Source organism: Halomonas denitrificans (genome assembly GCA_019800895.1).
In the GTDB taxonomy this organism is placed as follows: Bacteria; Pseudomonadota; Gammaproteobacteria; order Xanthomonadales; family Wenzhouxiangellaceae.
On sequence record JAHVKF010000001.1, the window covers coordinates 523,113 to 545,302 of the forward strand.

The window sequence follows — 22,190 nt, forward strand, 5'->3', positions numbered from 1 at the left end:
CCCGGGGTCTCACGCGCCCTCGCCCATCGTGGCCCGCAGGTTCCAGGCCTCGGCGTCGAGCCCCTGCTCGCGCAGGTAGCCGGCCAGCGGCTCGCCGTTGCCGTGGATCGTGATCACGCGTTCGGCACGCTGGTCGCGGACCGTGTCGATCAGCGCCGGCCAGTCCGCGTGGTCCGAGAACACGAAACCGCGGTCGTAACCGCGCCGACGGCGGTTCCCGCGGATCCGCATCCACCCCGAAACGAAGCCCGCCGAGTGCTTCGGAAAGCGCCGCATCCAGGTCGAGCCCGCCGCCGACGGCGGCGCCAGCACCAGTTCACCCGCGAACTTCTCGCCCTTCTCGGCCTCGCTGACCGGCAGCGTCTCCGGAAGCGCGACGCCCTGCGCCCGGTAGATGTCCGTCAGCGGTCGCATGGCGCCGTGGAGCCAGACCCGCATGCCGGGCCGGCGCGCGACGAGTTCGGCCAGCACGCGCTGCGCCTTGCCCAGCGCGTAGCAGAACAGCACGGCGGGCCGCGACGCGGCCCGGCACTCGTCCCACCACGCCTCGATTTGGTCGATGACTACGGACGGTTCGGGCCAGCGGTAGACCGGCAGGCCGAAGGTGCATTCGGTGACCCAGACATCGCAGTCGGCCGGCTGGAACGCCGCGCAGGTCGGGTCCGGCGCACGCTTGAAGTCCCCCGACACGCCCCAGGTGCCCTGCTCGGACTCGATCCGCACCCAGGACGAGCCGAGGATGTGGCCGGCGGGGAACAGGGTAACGCGCGTGTCGCCGAGGTCGAAGGGCTCGCCCCACTCGTGGCCGTGGTGGTCGGGGCGCGGCTTGTCCTCTGCGGCCGGATCGCCGTCGCCCTCCTCCGCACCGGCGCCGATCCGCGCGGCGAGGATCGCCTTGTTCGACTCTGCGGTGTGGTATTCCTCCGAGCCGCCCCGCGCATGGTCCGCGTGGGCATGCGTGATGATCGCGCGCGGCACCGGGCGCAGGGGGTCGATCCAGAAGTCGCCGGCGGCGCAGTACAGGCCGCCGGCGGAGGGTTCGAGGAGGTTCTCGTTGTTCACGGGGTCAGTCTGACGGGTGGACGTCAAGGTAGGGTTGGTTTGGGGGTGTTTTCTTTGATTTGAAAAGCGTTTCGCCGCTGGCTGCGCCAGCTGATGCGAGTGACTTTTGTGGCGACAAAAGTCACCAAAAGCGCTCATGCCGGGGAAGTCGCCCGTCGCGGTGCGCCGGGTCCCCTCGATTCTCGGTCGCTGCGGGAGTTTCCGAACTCGCTCCAGTCGCATTGCTCCTTCCGCTCAAACATGCGGAAACTCTTTTTCCGCAGCGCCCTCCGAGTCTCGGCGCCTTCCCAGGCAGAAAAAGCGGCGTCCTTCCGGACTCTGTCGCCCCGGAGTTGATGGCATCGCCGCGTAGCGGCTCCGCGAGCTCGCGGCTTTACCGCTCGGTTCGGGGTCCAGTGCCTTTCTGCCGTTTCGATCAAAGACATTGCACTCGGGATCACGTCCGGGATGACATGCAAAGTGCCGTGAAGCTCGGCATTACGGTGGATTCGACTTTGACGTTCCCGCCGTCAGCACCGTCGAGAAGCGGAGGTGCGAGCGGCGCTTGTCATGACAATCTGCAAAAAGGTGTCTGAGCGAAGCGAGTTCTTTTTGCCCCGCTCGCACCGAGCATCGGAGGGAACCCGGGCGCAGCCCGGGCGGCGATGTTCGCGCAGCGGTTTTGGGTACTTTTGGGGCCTCAAAAGTACCTCGCAGAAGCCTGCGAAGCAGGCGTGCGAAACGCTTTTGATGGTCAATGTCGAACACCAAAGTCACTGGACCCCGGGTCAAGCCCGGGGCGACAGGTTTCGATAGTGCGCTCCCGCTAACCCGGGCTACGAAATCACGAGAACGAGGAGAAGCGGCCCGCCGGCCGCCCCCGGCTCGGAGCGGCCGAATCAAAGAGGCGAGTAGTCGAACTTCAACCCACCCACCGACGCTTCGGCCATCAAGCCGCCCCGCCCGAGGATGAAGACCGCCACGCCCTTCTCGTAACTGGTGGTCGCCGCCACGCCCGCCGAAGCGGCGATCGCCGTGGCCTGGGCGGAGAACTCGAAGTTTCCGCGCTGGAAGGTGGTCAGCGCCGCCTCGTCCTGGAAGAACACGACCATGGCGAAGTTCTGCGCGCCGATCTGGAAGCCGACGGTGCCCTGGATCAGCCGGGTGCGTCCGATCGGATCGCCGCGCTCGAACACGATGCCGTTGCCGTAGGCGCCGCCGACGCCGAGCCCACCCTTCCCCAGGCTGGGGAACACGGCATAGCCGTGCGCATGGTCGACCCAGTCGCGCAGGCCCGGATCGCGATCGACGAAGCGGACGATCGCGGCGCGCGCGTCGGCGATCAGCACCGTATCCGACTTGGTCGTGGCGCAGCCGGCGGTCAACAGCAGAAGCGCGGAGAGCAACAGGGTCGTCAGGAACTTCGGGTTCAGCGCAGCACGGACGTGGATCATCGGTCGGGTCTCCGGTTACGTTCTCGGGTTCATGGGGAGCAGGGGCTCGTCAGCCTTGGATTTCTTCGGCGGCCATCGGTTCCGTGCCCGCCTCGGCGAACTGCAGGCGCGCCAGGCGCGCATAGAGCGGCGAGCGCTTGAGCAGTTCTTCATGGGTGCCCTCGGCGCGGACGGCGCCGTCTTCGATCACCAGGATGCGATCGGCCTGGCGCACCGTGGCCAGCCGGTGGGCGATGACCAGCACGGTCCGGTCCCGGCTGGCTTCGTCGATGGCCTGCTGGACCAGACGCTCGCTCTCGGCGTCGAGGCTGGCGGTCGCCTCGTCGAGCAGCAGCATGTCCGGGGTCTTGATCAACGCGCGTGCGATCGCCATGCGCTGGCGCTGGCCGCCCGACAGGCGCACGCCCCGCTCGCCGAGGAAGGCGTCGAAGCGTTCGGGCAGGGCGTCGATGAACGGGCGCGCGTGGGCCAGCCGCGCGGCCTCCTCCACGGCCTCGAGCGCCGCATCGGGCCGGCCGTAGCGGATATTGTCCGCGGCCGTACCGGAGAACAGTGCGATGTCCTGGCTGACCAGTCCGATTCCGTCGCGCAGGGCCACCGGATCGAGGTCGCGCAGGTCGACCGCCTCGCGGGCGCCCTGCAGGCGGATCGCGCCGGACACCGGGTCGTAGAAGCGCAACGCCAGCTGGAAGATCGTGCTCTTGCCGGCCCCCGAGGGGCCGACCAGGGCGACGGTCTCACCGGGACGGACCTCGAAGGACAGGCCCTGCAGGACGTTCTGGTCGGGCCGCGACGGATAGGCGAAGTCGACGTTGTCGAAGCGCAGCCCCAGGGGACCGTCGGGCAGGGACTTCGGCGAACCGCTCCGGACGAGTGCGTCGTCGGCCTCGAGCAGTTCGGCGAGGCGTTCCATGGCTCCGGCGGCCCGCTGGACGCCACCCCAGACTTCGCTGAGGGAAGCGGTGGAACCCGCCGCCAGCAACGCGTAGAGCACGAACTGGCTGAGCTGCCCCGGGCTGAGCGTGCCGTCGAGGACTTCGCGCGCGCCGAGCCAGAGCACGAAGGTCACGGACCCGAAGGTCATCAGGATGACCATCACGATCAGCACCGTGGTCGCCCGCAGCCGGTCGCGCTGGGCGTCGAAGGCGTCCTCGACCTGGCCGCGGAACGTGTCGGCCTCGCGCGCTTCCTGGGCAAAGGCCTGGACCGTCGACACCGCATTGATGGTCTCGTCGCCGTGAGCGGAGAACTCGGCGACCGCGTCCTGGGCGCGACGGGACAGGCGGCGGACCCAGCGACCGAGAACCGCGACCGGCACGAAGACCAGCGCGATCATGCCGCCGATGACCCCCGCCAGCGACGGTGCGGTGATCACCAGCAGTACGGAACTACCGACCAGCATCAGCAGGTTGCGGATCGCTACCGAGGCGCTGGAGCCGATCAGCGACTCGACCAGGGTGGTGTCGGTATTGAGCCTGGACAGCACCTCGCCGGTGCGGGTCGAGGCGAAGAACTCCGGACCGAGCCGGATCACCCGGCGATAGACCGCCTCGCGCAGATCGGTGATGATCCGCTGGCCCAGCCAGGACACCCAGTAGAAACGCAGTCCGCCGGCCACGGCCATGACCGTCGCGGCGCCGAACAGCAGCCAGAACCAGCGGTCGATCGTGGCCGGGTCGTCGGCCAGGAAGCCACGATCGATGACCTGGCCGACCGCGGCCGGGATGGCCATGGTGCCGGCCGCCGCCAGCACCAGGAACAGGCCGGCGAGGCCGATCTGGAGCCGGTAGCGGCCGATGAACGGTCCGAGCGCCCGCAGCGAGCGAACGTTGCGGCTCGGCGAGCGGTCGCGGGTCGGATCGACGGCGCTCACGGCCGGGCCTCGGCAGGCGCCGTCGTCCGCCGGGCGAGCCGCCGCTGCAGCCGGGCGTGGCGGGCGGCCGACGCGGTGTAGAGGGCCAGCGCGGTCCAGATCAGGGCGAAGGCCACGGCGTGATCGGGGGTGAAGGGTTCGCGGAACAGGAACACGGCCAGGCAGAACGAGATCGAAGGTGCAATGTACTGCATCAGGCCCACCGTGATCAGGGGCAATCCGCGTGCGGCGGTCGCGAACAGCACCAGCGGCACCACCGTGACCAGCCCCGTCCCGGCCATCAGCAGGTCGAAGGCCGGCGAGCCGGCGCCGAACGCCAGCGCAGCGGGGTCGGCGAGGAACAGGAGCCAGAGTGCGACGACCGGCGTCATCATCAGGGTCTCCCAGAACAGCCCGACCATCGGGCCGACGTCGGTGACCTTCCGCACCAGGCCGTAGAGGCCGAAGCTCGCCGCCAGTCCGAGCGCCAGCCAGGGCGGCCGACCGACGCGGACGGCGAGATAGATCGTGCCGATCGCCGCCAGCGCCACCGCGATGCCCTGCACCGGGCGCATTCGCTCGCGCAGGACCACGGTGCCCAGGACGACGCTGACCAGCGGATTGATGAAGTAGCCGAGGCTGGTCTGCAGCACCCGGTCCGTGTTGACGGCATAGACGAAGATCAGCCAGTTGGCCGCGACCAGCGCGCCGGACACCGCCAGGGCGGCGGCGACGCGCCCGGAAATGCGGACCGACGAACGGATCCGGCCCCGGTAGCGCACGGCCAGGACGAGGGCAAGGAACACGACCGACCACAGCACCCGGTGGGCGATGATCTCGTCCGCCCCGGCCTCCCCGACCAGCTTGAAATACAACGGGACGACGCCCCAGAGCCCGTACGCGCCGAGACCGGCCAGCAACGGCAGCGTCGAGGGCGAGCGCACGTTCGGAGCGACCGACGTCTCAGCCGCCGGAGCCATCCGCCCCCGCACCGTCGCCGTCCTCCTCGTTCGAATCCTCTTCGTCCGACTCGTCTTCGCCCTGCAGGCGCCGCTGGAGGAAGTCCATGACCCGCCGCTCGGCTTCTTCCTGAACCGCACTGCCGAGATCGGGCGTGAGGCGCGGCGCGGTCAGCGTGCCGCCGAGCGCGAGCGGGACCCGCTGCAGCCGTTCCCCGGCCAGGCGCAGTCGACCGTCGAGGGACAGGTCCGCCAGGCCCAGCCGGACCGTTCCGCCGACGCCCAGCCGCTCGGTCACGATCGTCAGACCGCTGAGGTCGACCACGCCATCGCGGACGGCCAGGGGCCCGGAGAACTCGCTGAACGTCGTCGTTCCGCCGACCCCGTCGCGGACGGCGGCCACGACGTCGCGGGCGGCCAGTGCATCGACCATACCGTCGAGGTCCAGGCCGCGAATCTCGCCGTCCCGGAAGGCGTAGTCGCCGGCGCCGTCCAGCGAAGCCAGCAGCGCGTCGGCGCTCAGGCCCCGGCCGCTGAGGTCGAGCTGGAGCGAACCGGCGCCGGCCAGGAACCGGTCGAGGCCCCAGGGCGCGAGCGCCGTCGACAGGCTGTCCAGCTCGAAGCTCGGACGCAGGACGAGCCGGGGAGGCTCGGCGTTCAGGTCCGCCCGGGCGAAGGCGCGGACCGCGCCGCCGTCGAGCTCCGCAGCGAGCGGATCGAGCGTGACCACGCCGTTGCGCGCGACCAGGGTAGCCCGGACATCGGTCAGCGGCAGACCGCCGAGCCGCATGCGATCGACCACCACATCGCCGTCGGCGTCCATGTCGCGCAGAACCAGGAGCGGCGACGGCGAGTTCTCGGGCACCGCCTCGTCCCCGGCCGGCAGCGTGGCCAGCAGCGCGTCGACGTCGAGCGACTCGCCGCGCACTTCGGCGCGGACCGACGGCCGGGGGGTTCCGCGCCAGCGACCGGAGACCGCCAGCGACTGGTCCCCGATCCTGACCCGGCCCTCCTCGAGGCGCGCTTCCGGCACGGCGCCGGTCTCGAGCACGATCGAGCCATCGAGACCGAGCCTCAGATCACCGCTGGTCGCTGCCAGTTCCAGTCCGGACAGACGGATCGGCCCGTCGCCGGGAGGCACGTCCAGCGACCCCGTGAGCACGATGCCCTCGAGCACCGGGGGATCGCCGATCTCCCCGCGAAAGGTGAAGGGAACCGGCCTGCCGAAGCGGAACTCGCCAAGTTCGAAGCGCTCCAGCAGGAAGCGCTGAACCGTGTCGTCGCGGGCATCGCTGACGACAAGGCGGACATCGGTCAGCCGGATCGCCTCGATCCGGACGTCCGGCCGCTCACCGCTCGGGCCGGCCGAATCGGCCGACGAGGCATCGCTTGAAGGCGAGTCGGCCGGGGCCAGCAGGCCGTCGAGCGAAGTACGGCCGGCCCGGTCCGTGTGCAGCGTGAGCTCGGCGTCTTCCAGGCCCAGCGCGCCGGTCTCGACCTGGCCGCGAAGCAGAGGCCACAGCGCGACCGACATCCGGAAGGCGTCTGCCGTGAACAAGGGGGGACCGTCGTAGTCGGGCGGCCCGGTCAGCGTCACGTCGCGCGCGACGAGTTGGATCCGGGGAAGAAACTGGACGTCGAGCGGCCCGGCCAGCGTCATCGTGCGGCCCGTGCGCTCCTCGATCTGTTCGACCGCGAGCTGCTTCAATCTCGCCTCGTCGAGCATGAATACGGCCGTGCCCCACAGGCCCAGCAGAAGAATCAGGAACGCGGAAAGAAAGATCAGGAATTTGCGCATCGCCGGCCTCCGGTGCGAATGGGCGGATTGTAACGCGCGGCCGTGCAGTGGCCGGCGGCCCGGCCGAACAACGACAGCCAGGGCCAGGCCGGCGCCCAAAGAAAAAGCCCGGCGCAAGCGCCGGGCCTTCCTGAACCTCCGGTATCGAACCGGAAATCGTTACTCGGCGGCTGCCTCGGAACCCGGAGCACCCGGCCGGTCGACCAGCTCGACATAGGCCATCGGGGCCTTGTCGCCGGCACGGAACCCGCACTTCAGGATCCGGACATAGCCGCCCGGACGCTCGCGGTAGCGCGGACCCAGTTCGCTGAACAGCTTGCCGACCGCTTCCTTGTCACGCAGGCGGGCGAAGGCCAGGCGGCGCTTGGCCACGGTGTCCTCACCGGCCATGGTGATCAGCGGCTCGGCCACCCGGCGCAATTCCTTCGCCTTCGGCAGCGTGGTCTTGATCAGTTCGTGCTTGAACAGGCTCGAGGCCATGTTCTTGAACATCGCCTGGCGGTGCGACGAGTTCCGGTTGAGCTTGCGGCCCGATTTGCGATGGCGCATCGTGATTCTCCTTAAACAGATTCGCGCGCAAGGTTGGACGGCGGCCAGTTTTCCAGCCGGGTCCCAAGCGAAAGGTCATGCGCGGCCAGGACCGTCTTGATTTCGGTCAGCGACTTCTTGCCGAGATTCGGCGTCTTGAGCAGTTCGGTTTCGCTGCGCTGGACCAGGTCGCCGACGTACTGGATGTGCTCGGCCTTCAGGCAGTTGGCCGAACGCACGGTCAGTTCGAGATCGTCGATCGGACGCAGCAGCACCGGGTCGAAGGACTGCTCGTCGCGGGTTTCCTCGTCCTTGTCGCGGGCAATGAAGTCCACGAACACCGACATCTGGTCGACCAGGATGCTCGCGGCCAGCTTCACGGCGTCCTCGCAGGACAGGGTGCCGTTGGTTTCGATGTCGAAGACCAGCTTGTCGAGGTCGGTTCGCTGGGCGACTCGAGCGCTCTCGACGCTGTAGGCCACGCGATGGACCGGGCAATACGACGCGTCGAGCTGCAGGCGACCGATCGAGCGCGACTCTTCTTCGTTGAAGCGCAGGGTCGCTGCCGGCTGGTAACCGACGCCTCGGGTGATCTTCAGCTGCATGTGCAGCTTCTGCTTCTTGGTCAGCGTGCAGATCACGTGATCCGGGTTGACGATTTCGACGTCGTCGTTGACCTGGATATCGCCGGCGGTCACGGCCCCGGCCTTGTCGGCGGTCAGCGTCAGGGTCGCTTCGTCGCGGTTGTGCATGCGCACGGCAACGCCCTTGAGGTTCAGCAGGACTTCGACGATGTCCTCCTGCAGTCCTTCCACCGAAGTGTATTCATGCAGCACGCCGTCGATCTCGGCTTCCGAGATCGCAGCGCCCGGAATGGACGACAGCAGCACGCGACGCAGCGCGTTGCCCAGGGTGTGTCCGAATCCGCGTTCCAGCGGCTCCAGCGTCACCTTCGAGCGGCGCGGCGAAATTTCCTCGACGATCAGGCCCTTGGGCTTGAGCATCTTTTCGATCAGTGAATACGCACTCGACATGAATGCCTCTCTCAAATTCGTCTAGCTGATTGTTGACACCGGTGCGGAACCCGGCGACCGGATCGCAGCGCGAACCGGTCGGCGCTGATTACTTGGAGTAGAGCTCCACGATCAGGTTCTCGTTGATATCCGGCGGCAGGTCGTCTCGATCCGGCAGGCTCTTCAGCGTGCCTTCGAACTTGTCCAGATCGGACTCGCACCAGGGCGCGACCATGTCCAGATCCCTGGCCACGGTGGCGGCTTCCTGGACGCGGAGGTGCTTGCGCGCCTTCTCGCGGATGGCGACCTTGTCGCCCGGCGCGACCTGCGCGGACGGGATGTTCAGGATTCCGCCATTGACTTCGACCAGGCGGTGGCTGACCATCTGGCGGGCCTGGGCGCGGGTGACCGCGAAGCCCATGCGGTAGACGACGTTGTCCAGCCGGCCTTCCAGCAGGCGGAGCAGGTTCTCGCCCGTCGCGCCCTTCTGCTGAGCGGCCTTCTTGTAGTAGTTCCGGAACTGCTTCTCGAGCACGCCGTACATGCGGCGCACCTTCTGCTTTTCACGCAGCTGGAGTGCATAGTCGGACAGGCGCTGACGGCGCCCTGCCCCATGCTGCCCCGGCGGCTGCTCGAGCTTGCATTTCGAATCCAGGCTGCGTGCCGGGCTCTTCAGGCTCAGGTCGACGCCTTCGCGGCGAGCCAGCTTGCAGGTCGGTCCAGTGTATCGTGCCATTTCGGTGTCGCTCGTTCGGTAGTGGTTCTGCTTAGACTCGGCGCTTCTTCGGCGGACGGCAGCCGTTGTGCGGAATCGGCGTGACGTCGATGATGTTGGTGATCTTGTAGCCCAGCGCATTCAGCGAACGCACGGAGGACTCGCGCCCCGGCCCCGGCCCGTTGACCCGGACTTCCAGGTTCTTCAGACCGAACTCCTGCGCGGCGCGGCCGGCATTTTCGGCGGCGACCTGGGCCGCGAACGGCGTCGACTTGCGCGAGCCGCGGAAGCCGGAACCCCCGGAGGTCGCCCAGGACAGCGCGTTGCCCTGACGGTCGGTGATCGTGATGATCGTGTTGTTGAACGAGGCATGCACGTGGGCAATGCCGTCGATCACGGTCTTCTTGACCTTCTTCTTGCCCTTGGCGGTCTGCTTTGCCATAACTCTTCAGTCCTCAGCGAATCGGACGACGCGGGCCCTTCCGGGTGCGCGCGTTGGTGCGGGTTCGCTGCCCGCGAACGGGCAGTCCACGCCGGTGGCGAAGGCCGCGGAAGCAGCCCAGGTCCATCAGGCGCTTGATGTTCATGCCCACCTCGCGACGCAGGTCGCCCTCGACGGTGAACTCGCCGACCTTCTGGCGAAGCTTTTCTTCCTCGCCTTCGGTGAGTTCGCGGACCCGGGTGGTCGGCGCGACGCCGGTCGCGTCGCAGATTTCGTACGCGCGGGTACGACCGATGCCATAGATCTGGGTCAGTGCGACCCAGATGTGCTTGTTTGGCTGCAGATTGACGCCTGCGATACGAGCCATGAATGCGTTCCTCGTGATTTCCGGCTGCTGGCCTGGTCGAGCGAACCCGCTCGACGCAAACCGGCAATATTAGCAGTTTTCTATGCGGTTTCCAAGCCCTGAGCGACCCGCCAGGGTCAGCCCTGGCGCTGCTTGTGCTTCGGATCCGTGCAGATCACGAACACCACACCGCGGCGGCGCACGATCTTGCAGTTTCGGCAGATTCGCTTGACCGATGCCTGAACCTTCATTGTCCTTTCCTCTACGTCGTTTCCGGCGACCCGACACCGGGTCCCCAATTCAATCGCCAATCAGCGGCGGACGACTCCACCGGAGCGTCCGTAGCCTTTCAGATTCGCCTTCTTCAGCAGGCTGTCGTACTGGTGCGACATCAGGTGCGCCTGGAGCTGCGCGATGAAGTCCATGGTCACCACCACGATGATCAGCAGGGACGTACCGCCGAAGTAGAACGGTACGTTCCAGCGCATGATCAGGAATTCGGGCAGCAGGCAGACCGCCACCAGATACGCCGCGCCCACCGCCGTCAGACGAGTCAGCACGTAGTCGATGTACTCGGCCGTCTGTCGCCCGGGGCGAATGCCCGGGATGAACGCGCCCGACTTCTTCAGGTTGTCCGCGGTTTCACGCGAATTGAACACGATCGCGGTGTAGAAGAAGCAGAAGAACGCGATCAGACCACCGAAAAGCAGCACGTACACCGGCTGCCCCGGCGAGAGCTGGTCGGCGATCCGCTGCAGCCAGGTCGACTGGCCGGCCTGGCCGAACCAGGTGCTCATCGTGGCGGGGAACAGCACCAGCGACGAGGCGAAGATGGCCGGGATCACGCCCGACATGTTCACCTTCAGCGGAAGATGCGTCGACTGGTTCTGGTAGGCCTTTCGGCCCTGGCGCTGCGCGTAGTTGACCGTGATCCGGCGCTGGCCGCGTTCGACGAAGACCACGAAGGCGGTCACGGCGAAGGCGAGAATGATCAGGAACAGCACCAGCAGCGGGCCGAGCTGACCGGTCCGGACCAGCTCCAGCGTGTTGCCGACCGCGGCCGGCAGGCCGGCGACGATGCTCGCGAAGATGATGATCGAGATGCCGTTGCCGATGCCCCGCTCGGTGATCTGTTCACCCAGCCACATCAGGAACACGGTTCCCGCGGTCAGGGTCACGATCGCGGCGAACATGAAGCTCGGGCCCGGCGTCATCACCACGGCGAGACCCTGCCCCGCGCTCTGGGCCTGCAGCGCAGCGGCCACGCCGAAGGACTGAAACAGCGCCAGGACAACGGTGAAATAGCGCGTGTACTGCGTGATCTTGCGGCGACCGGCCTCGCCTTCCTTGCGCAGCTGCTGGAGCTGCGGAATTGCGTGGCTCATCAGCTGCATGATGATCGCCGCCGAGATGTACGGCATGATGCCCAGCGCGAAGATGGAGAACCGGCCGAGCGCGCCGCCCGAGAACATGTTGAACACGTCCACGATCGTTCCGCGCTGCTGGTCCATGAGCTGGACCAGCGCGTCCGGATTGATCCCGGGCACGGGAATGAACGTGCCGAGGCGGTAGACCGCCAGGGCACCGAGCACGAACAGGAGACGGTTGCGGAGCTCCGTCAACCGGCCCATGCCGCCGAGCATTCCCGCCATCTGCGAGGGACCCGAGGCCATTACTCGACCTTGCCCCCGGCGGCTTCGATCGCCTTGGCCGCACCGGCCGACGCGTCGATACCCTTCAGCGTGACCGCGCGGGTCAGTTCGCCGGTGTTGATCACCTTGACGCGGCGGGTCGAACGCGGCACCAGGCCGGCGTTCTTCAGCGCATCGAGATCGATCGTGTCGAGATCGAGCTGGTTGATCTGGTACAGGCGGATTTCACGAGTGAAGCGGTTCACCGCGGAATTGAATCCGACCTTCGGCAAACGGCGCTGCAGCGGCATCTGGCCGCCCTCGAAACCGGACTTGTGGAAACCGCCGGAACGGGACTTCTGGCCCTTGTGACCGCGTCCGCCGGTCTTGCCCAGACCGGAACCGATACCGCGGCCTACGCGCTTGCGGCTCTGCTTGGCACCGTCGGCGGGCTGAATGCTGTTCAGTTTCATGTTCGTTTCCGTCAATGCAATCGGAGTTCGGTGAAGGCGGCGGACGTCAGACGTCCTCGACGTTCACCAGGTAATGGACCTTGTTGATCATGCCGCGAACTGCCGGCGTGTCCTCGAGTTCGACGCTGTGGTTCATGCGACGGAGACCGAGTCCACGCACCGTTTCGCGGTGCTTTCCAATGGTGCCGTTCGGGCTGCGGACCAGGGTCACGCGCACGCGGCCGGGGTTCTTTTTAGCCATGGTTTTCCAGAATCTCCTCGACGCTCTTGCCGCGCTTGGCCGCCACGGACTCGGGAGACGCCATGGCCTCCAGACCCTTGATGGTCGCGCGAACCAGGTTGATCGGATTGTTGGAACCGACGCTCTTGGCCAGGACGTTGTGGACACCGACGGCCTCGAACACGGCGCGCATCGGGCCACCCGCGATCACGCCTGTACCTTCCGACGCCGGCTGCATGTAGATGCGCGAGCCGCTGTGCCGCGACTTCACCGGGTGCCACAGGGTGCCGTTGTTCAGCGGAATCCGCTTCATGTCCCGGCGGGCCTTCTCCATCGACTTCTGGATGGCCAGAGGCACTTCACGCGCCTTGCCGTAGCCGAAGCCGACCTTTCCATTGCCGTCGCCGACCACGGACAGCGCCGTGAAGCCGAACTGACGACCACCCTTGACCACCTTGGCCACACGGTTGACAGCGACCAGCTTCTCGATGAAGTCGTCGGACCGTTCGTAATCTCTCGCCATATCAGTTGTCCAAAATCGTGTCGATTAAAACTTCAGGCCCGCTTCACGGGCAGCGTCGGCCAGCGACTTCACGCGACCGTGATACTTGAAACCGGAGCGGTCGAAGGCGACTTCTTCGATGCCTTCGGCCAGCGCCTTGGCCGCGATGCTCTTGCCGACGGCTTCGGCCGCGCCGCGGTCGCTGGTCGACTTCAGGTCCTTGCGCAGGTCGGCCTGGACGGTCGAGGCAGCGGCAATCGTGCGGTCGCCGCCGGCCGTGAGGACCTGGGCGTAGATGTGCCGGCCGGAGCGAAACACCGAAAGGCGCGGCTTCTCGCCGCGGGCGATTCGGGCACGTGCCTTGCGGGCTCGGCGGAGTCGGGATTCGTTCTTCTGGCTCATGTCAATGCGTCCTTGCATCAGGCCTTCTTGGCTTCCTTCATGACGACACGCTCGTCGGCGTAGCGCACGCCCTTGCCCTTGTAGGGCTCCGGCGGACGATAGGCGCGGATCTTGGCCGCGACCTGGCCGACCAGCTGCTTGTCGGCACCCTTGACCACGATCTCGGTCTGGCTCGGGGTCTCGACAGTCACGCCCTCGGGAACTTCGAATTCCACCGGGTGGCTGAACCCGAGCTGCAGGTTGAGCTTGGCGCCCTGCGCCTGCGCGCGGTAGCCGACGCCGATCAGGTTCAGCTTCTTTTCGAAACCGTCCGTGACGCCCACGACCATGTTGTTGACCAGCGCACGCATGGTGCCGGCCATCGCGGACGTGCCGTCGGCGGACGGCGCGAATTTCAGCATGCCGTCTTCGTTGGACATCTCCACCGTCGGATGGAGGTCGAACTCGAGCTCGCCCTTGGGGCCCTTGACCCGGACGGTCTGGCCGTCCTGGCTGAACTGGACCGCCTTCGGCAACTCGATCGGATAATTGGCAATTCTCGACATCTTCGAAACTCCCGTCAGGCGACCGTGCAGAGCACTTCGCCGCCGTGACCTTCACGGCGAGCCGAAGCGTCGGTCATCACGCCCTTGGACGTGCTGATGATCGCGATGCCCAGTCCGTCCTGGACGCGCGGAATGTCGCTGGCGGCGTAGTACAGCCGGCGACCCGGCTTGCTCACGCGGCGCAGCGTTTCGATCACGCCTCGGCCGTTCATGTACTTCAGGTCGATTTCCAGCTCGGCCTGCACGCCTTCGCCGTTGGTCCGGAAGTCGAGGATATAGCCCTCTTCCTTCAGCACTTCGGCAATCGCGATCTTGACCTTCGACACCGGCATCGACACGCTCTTCTTGTTGACTTCCTGCGCATTACGGATGCGCGAGAGCATGTCGGCAATCGGATCACTCATACTCATGTTCGTTCGTCCTCTTTACCAACTGGCCTTGCGCAGGCCGGGAATATCTCCGCGCATCGCGGCTTCACGCAGCTTGTTGCGCGCCAGGCCGAACTTGCGGTAGTACCCGCGCGGACGACCGGTCTGCTGGCAGCGGTTGCGACCGCGAGCCGGGCTGGAATCGCGCGGCAGCTTGCTCAGCGCGAAGATGGCCGCCTGCTTCTCTTCGAAGTCGACGTCCGGATCGGCGATGATGCGCTTCAGCTCGGCCCGCTTGGCGGCGTACTTGCCTGCCAGCTCGGCCCGCTTCTCGTCGCGCGCGATCATTGATTTCTTGGCCATGGTTCCTGTTACTCCTTAGCGTGCGCGGAACGGGAAGCCGAACGCCTCGAGCAGCGCCTTGCCTTCCTCGTTGGTGGCGGCGCTGGTCGTGATCGCGATATCCATTCCGCGAATCGCGTCGACCTCGTCGTAGTTGATTTCGGGAAAGATGATCTGCTCCCGGATGCCGAGGTTGAAATTGCCCCGACCGTCGAACGCCTTCGGGCTGATCCCGCGGAAATCGCGGACGCGCGGCAGCGCGATGCTGATCAGTCGATCCAGGAATTCGTACATGCGTTCACGACGCAGCGTGACCTTGGCACCGATCGGGTAATCGTCGCGGATCTTGAAGCTCGCGACGGACTTCCGGGCTTTGGTCACGATCGGCTTCTGGCCGGAGAGCTTCGCCAGGTCGCCGACCGCCTTCTCGATGACCTTCTTGTCGGCCACGGCTTCGCCCAGACCCATGTTGATCGTGATCTTCTCGATCCGGGGCACCTGCATCACGTTGGCGTAGCCGAACTTCTCCTTCAGCTGGCCGGCGACCGTGTCCCGATAGAATTCCTGCAACCTGCTCATCTCATTGGCCTCAAATATCGACGACTTCGCCGGTCGAACGGAACACGCGAACCTTGCGCCCGTCGTCCAGCATCTTGAACCCGACTCGATCACCGCGATCGGTGGCCGGGTTGTACAGCATCACGTTGGAACCGTGGATCGGCGCTTCCCGCTCGACGATGCCGCCGGGCTGCTGGCGCTGCGGATCCGGTTTCATGTGACGCTTGACCATGTTGACGTTCTCGACCAGGTACCGATCGTCCGCCAGGACCTTCAGCACATGGCCGCGCTGGCCCTTGCTGCGTCCGGCGATCACGATGACCTCGTCACCCTTGCGAATGCGTTGCATCTCTCGAACTCCTTACAGCACTTCCGGTGCCAGCGAAATGATCTTCATGAACCGTTCGCCGCGCAGTTCACGCGTCACCGGCCCGAAGATTCGGGTACCGATCGGCTCCAGCTTGTTGTTCAGGATCACGGCGGCGTTTCCGTCGAAACGGATCAGCGAGCCGTCCCGGCGACGCACGCCCTTGCGGGTGCGAACGACGACGGCGTTGTACACCTCGCCCTTCTTGACCTTGCCGCGCGGAATCGCGTCCTTGACGGTCACCTTGATCACGTCGCCGATGTTGGCGTAACGACGCTTGGAACCGCCCAGCACCTTGATACACATCAGCTCACGGGCACCACTGTTGTCCGCCGCCGACAGTCTGCTCTGCATCTGGATCATTGTCTGCTCCGCTCCGGCTTACTGCGCCCGCTCGACGATCTCGACCACTTTCCAGCTCTTCGTCTTGGAAAGCGGGCGGCCCGGCGCGATGCGCACGGTATCGCCTTCGTTGCACTCGTTGTTCTCGTCGTGCGCGTGCACCTTGCTGGACCGGCGAATGTACTTGCCGTACAGCGGGTGCTTCAGCATGCGCTCCAGGCGCACGGTGACCGTCTTGTCCATCTTGTTGCTGACGACCTTGCCGGTCTGGACGTGCTCGACGCGCTTGGTTTCCTTGTTCTCGCTCATGCCTGTTCACCCTGCGGCTGATTCAATACCGTCTTGACGCGCGCGATGTCACGGCGCACCTGGCGCAGCTTGTGCGGCTCGGTCAACTGACCGGTGCCGAGCGCCATGCGCAGTTCGAACTGCTCCTTTCGCAGGTCCACCAGCAGGTCCTTGAGTTCCTGCTCGGACTTGCCCTTGATTTCCTTCGCCTTCATTACAGCGACCTCGCAACAATCGTCGTCTTGACGCTCAGCTTGGCGGCGGCACGGCGGAATGCTTCCCGTGCGACGTCTTCGCTGACGCCCTGGATTTCATAGATCACGCGGCCGGGCTGGATCGGAGCAACCCAGTATTCGACGTTGCCCTTGCCCTTGCCCATGCGCACCTCGACCGGCTTCTTCGTGATCGGCTTGTCCGGGAACACGCGGATCCAGAGCTTGCCGCCACGCTTGACGTGACGGGTGATGGCACGACGGGCCGCCTCGATCTGGCGCGCAGTGATGAAACCGCGGGTCGTGGCCTGCAGCGCGTACTCGCCGAAGCTGACCTTGTTGCCCACCTGGGCGAGACCGCGGTTCCGGCCCTTCTGCGTCTTACGGAATTTGGTTCGTTTCGGCTGCAGCATCTCAGTTCTCCCGACCGCCCTTGCCGGACGACTTCTCTTCTTGCTTCTCGGCGTGGAGATCGAACACGTCGCCGGTATACACCCAGCACTTGACGCCGATGACGCCGTAGGTGGTCTTGGCCGTCGACACGCCGTAGTCCACGTTCGCGCGCAGCGTGTGCAGCGGTACGCGGCCTTCCCGGTACCACTCGGACCGGGCGATGTCCGCCCCGTTCAGGCGGCCGCCGACCTGGACCTTGATGCCCAGGGCGCCGAGGCGCATCGCGTTGCCGACCGCGCGCTTCATTGCGCGGCGGAACATGATGCGGCGTTCCAGCTGCTGCGCGATGCTGTCGGCGACCAGCTTGGCGTCCAGCTCCGGCTTGCGGATCTCGCTGACGCTGACGGCCGTCGGCACGCCGAGGATGTCGGTCAGCTTGCGACGCAGGCGCTCGATGTCCTCGCCCTTCTTTCCGATGACGATGCCCGGACGCGCCGTGTGGATCGTGACCTGGGCCTGCTTGGCCGGGCGCTCGATGTGCACGTGGCTGACCGCGGCCTGCGCGAGTTCCTTGTCGATGAACTTGCGCGCGGCGAGGTCGCTGTTCAGGTTCGCGGCGAACTCTTCACGTTCGGCGTACCAGCGAGCAGCCCAATCCTTGGAGATGCCCAGGCGAATACCGGTTGGATGTACCTTGTGACCCATAACAGTTCCTTATTTCTCCGCGACCGTGATCGTGATATGGCTCGTGCGCTTCAGGATCCGGGTGTACCGGCCCTTGGCACGAGCCCGGCCGCGCTTGAGCGTCGGGCCTTCGTCGACCATGATGCGGCTGACGGTCAGTTCGTCGATGTCCGCACCCTGGTTGTGCTCGGCATTGGCCACGGCACTCAGCAGGAGCTTGCGCACGATGTGCGCGCCCTTCTTGTTGCTGAAGCTGAGCAGTTCATCGGCCTTTTCAACCGGCAGCCCGCGGACCTGGTCCGCAACCAACCGTGCCTTCTGAGCCGAGATCCGCGCGCCTCGCAGTTTTGCAGTCGCTTCCATGGACAGTCCCATCCTTACTTCGTCTTGCGGTCAGCCACGTGACCCTTGAACGTGCGGGTCGGGGCGAATTCGCCCAGCTTGTGGCCGACCATGTTCTCGTTGATCAGCACGGGCACGTGCTGCCGCCCGTTGTGAACGGCGATCGTCAGTCCGACCATGTCCGGCATGATCATCGAGCGGCGCGACCAGGTCTTGATCGGGCGCTTGCTGTTGGACTCGAGCGCGACCTGCACCTTCGCGTGAAGGTGATGGTCGATGAACGGGCCTTTCTTGAGTGAACGTGGCATTGCGATTTCCTGTTACTTGCGTTTCTTACGCGAGCGAACGATGAACTTGCTCGTGCGCTTGTTGGTGCGCGTGCGCTTGCCCTTGGTCTGGACGCCCCACGGGGTGACCGGATGGCGACCACCGGAGGTCCGACCTTCACCACCACCGTGCGGGTGGTCGACCGGGTTCATCACGACACCGCGGACCGTCGGGCGCACACCGCGCCAGCGCTTCGCGCCGGCCTTGCCCAGCTTCTCCAGGTTGTGCTCGGCGTTCGAGACCTGGCCGATCGTGGCCCGGCAATGGGTCAGGATCTTGCGCATCTCGCCGGAACGAAGCAGCAAGGTAGCGTAGCGACCTTCGCGCGCCACGAGCTGGACCGACGCTCCCGCGGAACGTGCCATCTGGCCGCCCTTGCCCGGCTTCATTTCGACGTTGTGCAGCGTCGTGCCGACGGGAATCGAGCGCAGTTCCATGGCGTTGCCCGGCTTGATCGGGGCTTCCGAACCGCTCTGCACCTCGTCACCGGCACGCAGGTCGCGCGGCGCGAGGATGTAGCGACGCTCGCCGTCCGAATACTTGACCAGTGCGATATGGGCACTGCGATTCGGGTCGTACTCGATCCGCTCGACGATGCCGCGAATGCCGTCCTTGTCGCGCTTGAAGTCGACGACGCGATAGCGCTGCTTGTGACCGCCGCCCTGATGACGGGTGGTGATCCGGCCGTTGTTGTTCCGACCGCCGGTCGACGACTTCGCCTCGGTCAGGGACTGGTACGGCTTGCCTTTCCACAGGTGATCGTGGCGGACGCGTACCAGGCCGCGACGGCCCGGCGAAGTTGGTTTTGCCTTGACGATTGCCATGCTTGCTTTCCCGGCTATTCGTTAGTCTGCACTGAGCTGTTCGATCGTCTGACCGGCCTGAACGCGCACGTACGCCTTCTTCCAGCTCTTCTGACGACCCGGACGCATCCGGAAGCTCTTGGATTTGCCTTTCACGTTGACCACGCTGACGTTCTCGACCCGGACGTCGAACAACCCCTCGACGGCCTGGCGGATTTCGTCCTTGGCCGCGTCCTTGGCGACTTCGAACACGTACTGGTTCGAGTCCGCCTGCAGCCGCGCGGTCTTCTCGGATACGTGCGGCAGGCGCACGATCTGGTACATGCGTTCCTTGTTCATGCCAGCCACTCCTGGATGCGGGTGATCGCAGCGGTGGTCAATACCACCTTGTCGGAGCCGACGAGGCTGACCGGATCCATCTGGTCGACCGTGGCCACGTACACGCCGGGAATGTTCCGGCTGGCCAGGAACAGGTTGGTGTCCAGTTCCGCATCGACGATCAGGCCCCGGTCCACGCCCAGCGACTTCAGGCTCTCGGCGAGCGCAGCGGTCTTCGGTTCCTTGACCCCGAGCGATTCGACGACCACCAGCCGGTCCTGGCGAACCAGTTCGGACAGGATCGCCTTGATCGCGCCGCGATACATCTTGCGGTTGACCTTCTGAGAGTGGTCGCGCGGCTGAGCGGCGAAGGTGACGCCACCGCTGCGCCACAGCGGGCTGCGGATGGTGCCGGCGCGGGCGTTGCCCGTGCCCTTCTGGCGCCACGGCTTGCGACCACCGCCGGACACGGCCGAGCGGTTCTTCTGGGCCTTGGTTCCAGCGCGAGCGCCGGCCAGGTACGCGGTCACGACCTGGTGCACCAGCGCTTCGGAGAACGGGCGATCAAAAACGCCTTCGTCCACCGTGATCTTGCTGCTGCCGCCTGTGATTGCGAGTTCCATGATTGCGTTCCTTCCTTTTAGCCCTTCACCGCCGGGCAGACCACGACGTGGCCGCCGGGCGCGCCCGGTACGGCGCCGCGGATCAGCAGCAGGTTGCGTTCCTTGTCGACTCGGACGACCACGAGGTTCTGGGTCGTGACGCGCTCGGCGCCCATGTGACCGGCCATCTTCTTGCCCTTGAAGACGCGACCCGGCGTCTGGCACTGGCCGATCGAACCCGGCGCGCGATGCGACAGCGAGTTGCCGTGCGTGGCGTCCTGCATGCGGAAGTTGTGACGCTTGATCACACCCGCAAAGCCCTTGCCCTTGCTGGTGCCGGTCACGTCGACCTTCTGACCGTCGGTGAAACGGTCCACGGAGATCTCGGAGCCGACTTCGGGCAGTTCACCGTCAGCGGCTTCGATTCGGAATTCCCAGAGCCCCTCGCCCGGCTCGACGCCGGCCTTGCGGAAATGACCCGCCAGGGGTTGGTTGACCAAAGACGCACGGCGGTTGCCGGTGGTGACCTGGATGGCCGCGTAGCCGTCGCGATCGTTGTCGCGAATCTGGGTCACGCGATTCGGGGCGACCTCGACCACGGTCACCGGAACGGCCGTGCCGTCTTCGGTGAACACCCGGGTCATGCCTCGCTTCCGTCCTACGATTCCAATTGCCATGACTGCCTATCCTTGTCAGTACAGCTTGATCTGGACGTCCACACCGGCGGCCAGATCGAGTTTCATCAGTGCATCCACGGTCTTGTCGTTCGGATCCACGATGTCCATCAGACGTTTGTGGGTGCGAATCTCATACTGGTCACGCGCGTCCTTGTTGACGTGCGGTGAGGTCAGCACCGTGTAGCGTTCCTTCCGCGTCGGGAGCGGGATCGGACCGCGAACCTGGGCACCGGTCCGCTTGGCCGTCTCGACGATTTCCTGCGTCGAGCGATCGATCAAGCGGTGGTCGAAGCCCTTCAAACGAATACGAATTCTCTGTTCGGCCATTGCCGTTACGCCTTTAGTCTGTCAAAGAACACTTGTTTTCCCCGACCCTCTCGGCCGCGGAAAAGCACTCGAGGCAGGGCCCGCCGGCGGCGGGCCTTGCCGGTGCCGCGCGGTTACTTGTGGATCTTCGCCACCACGCCGGCACCCACGGTCCGGCCACCCTCGCGGATGGCGAAACGCAGACCTTCTTCCATGGCAATCGGGGCGATCAGCTCGACCTGGATCTTCACGTTGTCGCCCGGCATCACCATCTCGGTTCCTTCCGGCAGTTCCACCGCACCCGTCACATCGGTCGTGCGGAAGTAGAACTGCGGACGGTAGCCCTTGAAGAACGGCGTGTGACGGCCGCCCTCTTCCTTGCTCAGCACGTACACCTCGGCTTCGAAGTGCGTGTGCGGCGTGATCGTGCCCGGCTTGGCCAGAACCTGGCCGCGCTCGACGTCGTCACGCTTCGTGCCGCGCAGCAGAACGCCCACGTTGTCGCCCGCCTCGCCCTGGTCCAGCAGCTTGCGGAACATCTCCACACCCGTGCAGGTGGTCTTCGTGGTGTCCTTGATGCCGACGATTTCCAGCTCGTCGCCCACGGTCACGATCCCGCGCTCGACGCGGCCCGTCACCACCGTACCGCGGCCGGAAATCGAGAACACGTCCTCGATCGGCATCAGGAACGGCTTGTCCGTGTCGCGCTCCGGCGTCGGAATGTACTCGTCCAGCGCCGAGACCAGCTTCAGGATCGACGGAACGCCGATGTCCGAGTCGTCGCCTTCCAGCGCCTTCAGCGCCGAACCGGTCACGATCGGGGTGTCGTCGCCCGGGAAGTCGTAGCTCGACAGCAGCTCGCGCACTTCCATCTCGACCAGCTCCAGCAGCTCCTCGTCATCGACCATGTCCGCCTTGTTCAGGTAGACCAGGATCTGCGGAACGCCCACCTGGCGCGCCAGCAGGATGTGCTCGCGCGTCTGCGGCATCGGACCGTCCGCGGCCGAAACCACCAGGATCGCGCCGTCCATCTGCGCCGCACCGGTGATCATGTTCTTCACGTAGTCGGCGTGCCCCGGGCAGTCGACGTGCGCGTAGTGACGCGCGTCCGACTCGTACTCGACGTGCGCGGTCGCGATCGTGATCCCACGAGCCCGCTCTTCCGGCGCGTTGTCGATCTGGTCGTACGCCTTGAACTCACCGCCACGCGCTTCCGCGCAGACCTTGGTCAGGGCCGCCGTCAGCGTGGTCTTGCCGTGGTCGACGTGACCGATCGTGCCCACGTTGACGTGCGGCTTCGTACGTTCGAATTTAGCCTTGGACATGGAACGTTTCCTCTC

Annotated in this window: 34 protein-coding genes; all 34 read right to left on the reverse strand. The window is 65.8% G+C overall.

Annotation, left to right across the window (positions count from 1 at the left end; translation table 11 throughout):
- Nucleotides 1–9: 9 nt before the first annotated feature.
- The 34 genes from KUV67_02270 to tuf all read right to left on the reverse strand — a co-directional run bounded on the left by KUV67_02270 (nt 10) and on the right by tuf (nt 22,175).
- Nucleotides 10–1,062, reverse strand: a complete 1,053-nt coding sequence (locus KUV67_02270; GenBank protein ID MBY6203694.1) for a ligase-associated DNA damage response exonuclease — start codon at nt 1,060–1,062, stop codon at nt 10–12.
- 878 nt (nt 1,063–1,940) lie between these two features.
- Nucleotides 1,941–2,495, reverse strand: a complete 555-nt coding sequence (locus KUV67_02275) for a hypothetical protein (protein ID MBY6203695.1) — start codon at nt 2,493–2,495, stop codon at nt 1,941–1,943.
- Between the two features lie 49 nt (nt 2,496–2,544).
- The gene (locus tag KUV67_02280) at nt 2,545–4,368 is read right to left on the reverse strand and encodes an ATP-binding cassette domain-containing protein (GenBank protein MBY6203696.1); all 1,824 of its coding nucleotides are present in this window, start codon (nt 4,366–4,368) and stop codon (nt 2,545–2,547) included.
- Nucleotides 4,365–5,327, reverse strand: a complete 963-nt coding sequence (gene rarD / locus KUV67_02285) for an EamA family transporter RarD (GenBank protein MBY6203697.1) — start codon at nt 5,325–5,327, stop codon at nt 4,365–4,367. The genes KUV67_02280 and rarD overlap by 4 nt, the downstream gene beginning before the upstream one ends.
- Nucleotides 5,311–7,104 (reverse strand): AsmA family protein, encoded by a 1,794-nt coding sequence (locus tag KUV67_02290; GenBank protein MBY6203698.1) that lies wholly within the window; start codon nt 7,102–7,104, stop codon nt 5,311–5,313. Before KUV67_02290 ends, rarD begins: the two co-directional genes overlap by 17 nt.
- Before the next feature lie 159 nt (nt 7,105–7,263).
- The gene (gene rplQ / locus KUV67_02295) at nt 7,264–7,653 is read right to left on the reverse strand and encodes a 50S ribosomal protein L17 (GenBank protein ID MBY6203699.1); all 390 of its coding nucleotides are present in this window, start codon (nt 7,651–7,653) and stop codon (nt 7,264–7,266) included.
- 11 nt (nt 7,654–7,664) lie between these two features.
- Nucleotides 7,665–8,666, reverse strand: a complete 1,002-nt coding sequence (gene rpoA / locus KUV67_02300) for a DNA-directed RNA polymerase subunit alpha (protein ID MBY6203700.1) — start codon at nt 8,664–8,666, stop codon at nt 7,665–7,667.
- A gap of 88 nt (nt 8,667–8,754) precedes the next feature.
- Nucleotides 8,755–9,381, reverse strand: a complete 627-nt coding sequence (gene rpsD / locus KUV67_02305; protein ID MBY6203701.1) for a 30S ribosomal protein S4 — start codon at nt 9,379–9,381, stop codon at nt 8,755–8,757.
- 31 nt (nt 9,382–9,412) lie between these two features.
- Nucleotides 9,413–9,802, reverse strand: coding sequence for a 30S ribosomal protein S11 (gene rpsK, locus KUV67_02310; GenBank protein MBY6203702.1), 390 nt, complete (start codon nt 9,800–9,802; stop codon nt 9,413–9,415).
- 13 nt (nt 9,803–9,815) lie between these two features.
- Entirely contained in the window at nt 9,816–10,169 is a 354-nt protein-coding gene (gene rpsM / locus KUV67_02315; protein MBY6203703.1) for a 30S ribosomal protein S13, read from the reverse strand.
- Nucleotides 10,170–10,285: 116 nt separating this feature from the next.
- Nucleotides 10,286–10,399: a 50S ribosomal protein L36 gene (gene rpmJ, locus KUV67_02320; GenBank protein ID MBY6203704.1), complete on the reverse strand. Its 114-nt coding sequence runs from the start codon at nt 10,397–10,399 to the stop codon at nt 10,286–10,288.
- Nucleotides 10,400–10,459: 60 nt separating this feature from the next.
- Nucleotides 10,460–11,821, reverse strand: coding sequence for a preprotein translocase subunit SecY (gene secY / locus KUV67_02325; protein MBY6203705.1), 1,362 nt, complete (start codon nt 11,819–11,821; stop codon nt 10,460–10,462).
- Nucleotides 11,821–12,252 (reverse strand): 50S ribosomal protein L15, encoded by a 432-nt coding sequence (gene rplO, locus KUV67_02330; GenBank protein ID MBY6203706.1) that lies wholly within the window; start codon nt 12,250–12,252, stop codon nt 11,821–11,823. The genes secY and rplO overlap by 1 nt, the downstream gene beginning before the upstream one ends.
- 46 nt (nt 12,253–12,298) lie before the next feature.
- Nucleotides 12,299–12,493 (reverse strand): 50S ribosomal protein L30, encoded by a 195-nt coding sequence (gene rpmD, locus KUV67_02335; protein ID MBY6203707.1) that lies wholly within the window; start codon nt 12,491–12,493, stop codon nt 12,299–12,301.
- The gene (gene rpsE, locus KUV67_02340; protein ID MBY6203708.1) at nt 12,486–12,995 is read right to left on the reverse strand and encodes a 30S ribosomal protein S5; all 510 of its coding nucleotides are present in this window, start codon (nt 12,993–12,995) and stop codon (nt 12,486–12,488) included. Before rpsE ends, rpmD begins: the two co-directional genes overlap by 8 nt.
- 24 nt (nt 12,996–13,019) lie before the next feature.
- Complete coding sequence (gene rplR / locus KUV67_02345; GenBank protein MBY6203709.1) at nt 13,020–13,376, reverse strand: 50S ribosomal protein L18; 357 nt, start codon at nt 13,374–13,376, stop codon at nt 13,020–13,022.
- Nucleotides 13,377–13,393: 17 nt separating this feature from the next.
- Complete coding sequence (rplF, locus tag KUV67_02350) at nt 13,394–13,921, reverse strand: 50S ribosomal protein L6 (protein MBY6203710.1); 528 nt, start codon at nt 13,919–13,921, stop codon at nt 13,394–13,396.
- Nucleotides 13,922–13,935: 14 nt separating this feature from the next.
- Nucleotides 13,936–14,331 (reverse strand): 30S ribosomal protein S8, encoded by a 396-nt coding sequence (rpsH, locus tag KUV67_02355; protein ID MBY6203711.1) that lies wholly within the window; start codon nt 14,329–14,331, stop codon nt 13,936–13,938.
- Nucleotides 14,332–14,346: 15 nt separating this feature from the next.
- Entirely contained in the window at nt 14,347–14,652 is a 306-nt protein-coding gene (gene rpsN / locus KUV67_02360) for a 30S ribosomal protein S14 (GenBank protein MBY6203712.1), read from the reverse strand.
- A 15-nt stretch (nt 14,653–14,667) separates the two neighbouring features.
- Nucleotides 14,668–15,210, reverse strand: a complete 543-nt coding sequence (gene rplE, locus KUV67_02365) for a 50S ribosomal protein L5 (protein ID MBY6203713.1) — start codon at nt 15,208–15,210, stop codon at nt 14,668–14,670.
- A gap of 10 nt (nt 15,211–15,220) precedes the next feature.
- Nucleotides 15,221–15,538 carry a 50S ribosomal protein L24 gene (rplX, locus tag KUV67_02370; GenBank protein MBY6203714.1) on the reverse strand — a complete coding sequence of 106 codons (318 nt, stop codon included), beginning with the start codon at nt 15,536–15,538 and terminating at the stop codon, nt 15,221–15,223.
- Between the two features lie 12 nt (nt 15,539–15,550).
- Nucleotides 15,551–15,919, reverse strand: a complete 369-nt coding sequence (rplN, locus tag KUV67_02375) for a 50S ribosomal protein L14 (protein MBY6203715.1) — start codon at nt 15,917–15,919, stop codon at nt 15,551–15,553.
- 18 nt (nt 15,920–15,937) lie between these two features.
- Nucleotides 15,938–16,207, reverse strand: coding sequence for a 30S ribosomal protein S17 (rpsQ, locus tag KUV67_02380; GenBank protein MBY6203716.1), 270 nt, complete (start codon nt 16,205–16,207; stop codon nt 15,938–15,940).
- Entirely contained in the window at nt 16,204–16,401 is a 198-nt protein-coding gene (gene rpmC / locus KUV67_02385) for a 50S ribosomal protein L29 (GenBank protein MBY6203717.1), read from the reverse strand. The genes rpsQ and rpmC overlap by 4 nt, the downstream gene beginning before the upstream one ends.
- Entirely contained in the window at nt 16,401–16,811 is a 411-nt protein-coding gene (gene rplP / locus KUV67_02390; protein MBY6203718.1) for a 50S ribosomal protein L16, read from the reverse strand. The genes rpmC and rplP overlap by 1 nt, the downstream gene beginning before the upstream one ends.
- 1 nt (nt 16,812) lies before the next feature.
- Nucleotides 16,813–17,496, reverse strand: a complete 684-nt coding sequence (gene rpsC / locus KUV67_02395; GenBank protein ID MBY6203719.1) for a 30S ribosomal protein S3 — start codon at nt 17,494–17,496, stop codon at nt 16,813–16,815.
- 9 nt (nt 17,497–17,505) lie between these two features.
- Nucleotides 17,506–17,838 (reverse strand): 50S ribosomal protein L22, encoded by a 333-nt coding sequence (gene rplV / locus KUV67_02400; GenBank protein ID MBY6203720.1) that lies wholly within the window; start codon nt 17,836–17,838, stop codon nt 17,506–17,508.
- Nucleotides 17,839–17,852: 14 nt separating this feature from the next.
- Nucleotides 17,853–18,125, reverse strand: coding sequence for a 30S ribosomal protein S19 (rpsS, locus tag KUV67_02405; GenBank protein ID MBY6203721.1), 273 nt, complete (start codon nt 18,123–18,125; stop codon nt 17,853–17,855).
- Nucleotides 18,126–18,137: 12 nt separating this feature from the next.
- Nucleotides 18,138–18,968 (reverse strand): 50S ribosomal protein L2, encoded by an 831-nt coding sequence (gene rplB / locus KUV67_02410; protein MBY6203722.1) that lies wholly within the window; start codon nt 18,966–18,968, stop codon nt 18,138–18,140.
- Nucleotides 18,969–18,989: 21 nt separating this feature from the next.
- The gene (rplW, locus tag KUV67_02415; GenBank protein MBY6203723.1) at nt 18,990–19,286 is read right to left on the reverse strand and encodes a 50S ribosomal protein L23; all 297 of its coding nucleotides are present in this window, start codon (nt 19,284–19,286) and stop codon (nt 18,990–18,992) included.
- On the reverse strand, nt 19,283–19,888 hold the full coding sequence (gene rplD / locus KUV67_02420; protein MBY6203724.1) for a 50S ribosomal protein L4: 606 nt from the start codon (nt 19,886–19,888) through the stop codon (nt 19,283–19,285). The genes rplW and rplD overlap by 4 nt, the downstream gene beginning before the upstream one ends.
- Before the next feature lie 17 nt (nt 19,889–19,905).
- A complete protein-coding gene (gene rplC / locus KUV67_02425; GenBank protein ID MBY6203725.1) occupies nt 19,906–20,544 on the reverse strand; it encodes a 50S ribosomal protein L3 in 639 nt (212 codons plus the stop codon).
- Nucleotides 20,545–20,559: 15 nt separating this feature from the next.
- The gene (gene rpsJ / locus KUV67_02430; protein ID MBY6203726.1) at nt 20,560–20,871 is read right to left on the reverse strand and encodes a 30S ribosomal protein S10; all 312 of its coding nucleotides are present in this window, start codon (nt 20,869–20,871) and stop codon (nt 20,560–20,562) included.
- 113 nt (nt 20,872–20,984) lie between these two features.
- Nucleotides 20,985–22,175, reverse strand: a complete 1,191-nt coding sequence (gene tuf / locus KUV67_02435; protein ID MBY6203727.1) for an elongation factor Tu — start codon at nt 22,173–22,175, stop codon at nt 20,985–20,987.
- Between the last annotated feature and the right edge of the window lie 15 nt (nt 22,176–22,190).